Annotated in this window: 4 protein-coding genes; 1 reads left to right on the top strand and 3 read right to left on the bottom strand. The window is 57.2% G+C overall.

Features of this window, described 5'->3' with window-relative positions; genetic code table 11:
• Positions 1-234 precede the first annotated feature (234 nt).
• Positions 235-810, top strand: a complete 576-nt coding sequence (locus MUBE_RS14375) for a cob(I)yrinic acid a,c-diamide adenosyltransferase (RefSeq protein ID WP_116541057.1) — start codon at positions 235-237, stop codon at positions 808-810.
• Positions 811-1,324: 514 nt separating this feature from the next.
• Here MUBE_RS14375 and MUBE_RS14365 read toward each other — a convergent pair.
• The 3 genes from MUBE_RS14365 to MUBE_RS14355 form a co-directional block, all read right to left on the bottom strand.
• A complete protein-coding gene (locus tag MUBE_RS14365; protein WP_116541055.1) occupies positions 1,325-1,768 on the bottom strand; it encodes a DUF2550 domain-containing protein in 444 nt (147 codons plus the stop codon).
• Between the two features lie 6 nt (positions 1,769-1,774).
• Positions 1,775-2,140 (bottom strand): F0F1 ATP synthase subunit epsilon, encoded by a 366-nt coding sequence (locus MUBE_RS14360; protein ID WP_116541054.1) that lies wholly within the window; start codon positions 2,138-2,140, stop codon positions 1,775-1,777.
• Positions 2,141-2,172: 32 nt separating this feature from the next.
• Positions 2,173-2,755: ATP synthase beta subunit C-terminal domain-containing protein (locus tag MUBE_RS14355; RefSeq protein ID WP_481318839.1), on the bottom strand; the 583-nt coding region annotated here is incomplete at its 5' end.

Raw genomic sequence — 2,755 nt, 5'->3', positions numbered from 1 at the left:
ACACCAACTCAACAACCAGCCTTCCCCTACCCGCAACTCACCAAACCGACAATTACTCAACGAATTCCCAGCACACAAAACTAGGAATATACTGATTTACTAATCCGATTGCGCAGAGCCTCAGTGGACCGCACATTGTAGACGCGGGCACACCGACGGGCGTAGTCGCGAAGAGCGGGCAGATGGCGAGTCACACAATCGAGCCAAGCAAATGCAGCCAAGTACCGTTTAGTCATGGCAATACACCTAACCCGCATCTACACGCGAACTGGCGACAACGGGACAACGAGGTTGAGTGATTTTTCACGGGTCTCGAAAACCGATCTTCGCCTCGTGGCATACGCGGACTGCGACGAAACCAACTCCGCGATCGGCGTCGCACTGGCCCTGGGAGATCCCGACCAGAAAATCGCTAGTGTACTGCGACAGACCCAAAATGATTTGTTCGATGCCGGCGCAGATCTGTCCACTCCCTTGAAAGACCCAGCGGAAAATCCCGAGTATCCTCAGCTACGGATCACCCAGGCATACATTGATCGACTCGAGAGGTGGTGCGATGTATATAACGCACCGTTGCCCGCACTGAACTCCTTTGTGCTACCAGGTGGTTCACCATTGTCAGCGCTATTGCATGTCGCTCGTGCTGTCGCGCGTCGGGCCGAGCGATCGGTGTGGGCCGCTTTCGAAGCTCACCCGGGAATGGTCAGTGTTTTTCCCGCGAGATACCTGAATCGGCTGTCGGACCTGCTCTTTATCCTGTCGCGGACAGCCAATGCGGGCGATGACGTGCTGTGGCGACCGGGTGGCTGATCGGCGAAAGCTGCACTAACACAAGGATAACCACTATGTATGATACACTCTGTTAATTCCTCCGGCGACTGTGATCCCTAGTACTCATCTACCCGGACGTATGCGCAACGACAAGATAGCTTACCACGGCCTTCGGCTTCGTCGAGCGGACACAGACCAGCCAAAACCACCGGGCACAGCTGAGCGTTGACATAAACAGCCCAATAACCGTAGCCGATGTTCGGGGCAAGCAACAACCGCCCGGAGCTAACACGGTGACACACATCATGAAGGTCTGAGTCAGTAGCGTGAGCATCCAGTTCGAGCGGGCCAGAGCAGCCGGAACCAAGGTGCGAGAGCCTCGCATCAAACAGGTTTACGGGGAGCAAGAGTGCACCGTCGAGGATCTTGTCGGCTATCGCTAGCAATATCAGTAAAACACTGCTGGATGTGCAACTCGAAGAGTACGTACACCAGAACATCCCCGCCTTAGCAGAACCGGTCGTGTCCTCAAAACTTTTCCAGGTCGGTTGCTTCAGACACTGCGACGCCGTGCACGTGGTGAAGGTCGCGACTCGAGCCACGACAGGAATGCAGTCATTGCGCCCTGATCAAGGGCAATCTCGTATCCCGACCTGCGATCCTGCGTCGTATCGCGCAGTTCCAATACGATGATCTTGTCGGTCATAATGTCGAACTCGTCGCCACGCGGGCTGCGCCGAGCCACAATCTCAACACCTCGTCGGCTCAGCCGGCGATCCGGCCACAACCGCAGGCTAGACAGCCGGTAGAAGGCAGCTTCCCCGCCCCGATAGCGAATCACACCATGACGCCAGCCATGGCCTCCGACCGCCGGGATGTCTCGCATAATCCCAGCCGTTCCACCCTGGCGCAGTTTCCATAACCGATAGCTCAAGGCAAGGACCGCTGCACCCAACGTGACGACGAGCACGACCATGCCGATCATGGGCGCGCTCATCAGCGGCTAGTCGATCGCGCCGACGGCACGCAATCGGGCGCGACCCCTGGCGGCGATACGTGGGTCGTCGAACTCAGCATCTTGCTTGGCGGCGTTCTCGTCAATCTCTGATTCGACTTCAGCGGATTCGGCGAGAATACTGACCCCTTCCTCGGTCACCGACAAAAAACCACCGTCCACCGCAACCCGTAAATCTTTTTTGCCTTCCCGTTCAACGCGCACCATAGCGTCGTCGACTAGTTGGGCCACTACAGGGATATGCCGAGGCAGGATGCCGATCTCGCCGACGGTGGTACGGGTGAATAAAAAGGTGCCCTTGCCCGACCAGATCTTTCGGTCGACGGCGACAATCTCAATATTCAATTCAGCCATGCACAACCCCTTTCGCCGTTAACTAGATTGGGTCACAACTTGACACCGAAGCTCTCGGCCTTCTTTGCCAAGTCGTCGAGACCACCAATTAAGAAAAAGGCTTGCTCGGGCACGTGATCGAAGTCCCCCTTGCACAAGCGATCGAATACGTCGATGGTTTCCTTGACCGGGACCGTCGAACCCGGTTGCCCAGTGAACTGTTCAGCCGCCATCATGTTCTGGGAGAGGAACCGCTCGATGCGCCGGGCCCGGTTCACCAATTGTTTGTCCTCTTCAGAGAGTTCATCGATACCGAGGATCACAATGATGTCCTGAAGATCCTTGTACCGCTGCAGGATCCGAATGACTTCCTGCGCCACACGGTAGTGCTCCTCACCAACGACACCGGGGTCAAGAATGGTAGAGCTCGACGCCAGCGGATCCACGGCGGGGAAGATGCCCTTGGAGAACACCGCACGGGACAGCTCGGTGGTGGCGTCCAGGTGCGAGAACGTCGTTGCCGGTGCTGGATCGGTGTAGTCATCGGCGGGCACATAGACAGCCTGCATCGAGGTGATCGACCGCCCCCGCGTCGAGGTTATGCGCTCTTGCAGCTCACCCATTTCGTCGGCGAGT

Source organism: Mycobacterium uberis (genome assembly GCF_003408705.1).
GTDB lineage: Bacteria > Actinomycetota > Actinomycetes > Mycobacteriales > Mycobacteriaceae > Mycobacterium > Mycobacterium uberis.
This window is presented reverse-complemented; position numbering and strand designations above follow the sequence as displayed.

Bases quoted from the DNA above. Each gene is read 5' to 3' on its own strand.
- MUBE_RS14375 (WP_116541057.1), top strand. From the start codon at position 235: ATGGCAATACACCTAACCCGCATCTACACGCGAACTGGCGACAACGGG.
- MUBE_RS14360 (WP_116541054.1), bottom strand. From the start codon at position 2,140: ATGGCTGAATTGAATATTGAGATTGTCGCCGTCGACCGAAAGATCTGG.
- MUBE_RS14365 (WP_116541055.1), bottom strand. From the start codon at position 1,768: ATGAGCGCGCCCATGATCGGCATGGTCGTGCTCGTCGTCACGTTGGGT.